This is a genomic window from Acinetobacter sp. ANC_7655 (assembly GCF_056784015.1).
In genome coordinates this window covers 1-507 of record NZ_JBWYJB010000036.1, presented here as the reverse complement: position 1 = coordinate 507, position 507 = coordinate 1, and the positions used below count along the sequence as shown (strand labels likewise).

Here is a 507-nt window from a genome sequence, read left to right as displayed (position 1 = left end):
TCATCATCGTCGGCTAAACCTAGGTCACGTGTACACGCCAATGCTTGTGCTGCAAACGCTTCGTTCAGCTCAATCACATCCATTTGCTCTAGTGTTAAACCTGTTTGAGCCAGTAACTTTTTAATCGCAGGTGCCGGACCAAAGCCCATAATGCGAGGTTCAACCCCAACGGTGGTTGCACCAATCACTTTGCCACGAGGTTTTAAACCATATTTTTCTACAGCTGCATCAGAAGCAATCAGAATCGCAGCAGCACCATCGTTAATGCCTGATGCATTACCTGCGGTTACTGTACCGTCTGCTTTTACAACAGGTTTTAACTTGGTTAAGGCTTCTAAAGTGGTTGATGCACGAGGATGTTCATCTTTTGCCACCACAACCGCATCACCTTTACGCTGTGGAATAGTCACAGGCACGATTTCTTGATCAAAGAAACCACGTGCTTGCGCTGCAGCCGTACGCTGTTGGCTGGTTAAAGCAAATTGGTCTTGATCAGCGCGGCTAATG

1 protein-coding gene is annotated in these 507 nt (G+C 47.1%); it reads right to left on the bottom strand.

What is annotated here, in order from left to right; translation table 11 throughout:
• A partial coding sequence (locus tag AC1M9N_RS14480) for a thiolase family protein (RefSeq protein WP_481954974.1) occupies positions 1-507 on the bottom strand: 507 nt, incomplete at both ends.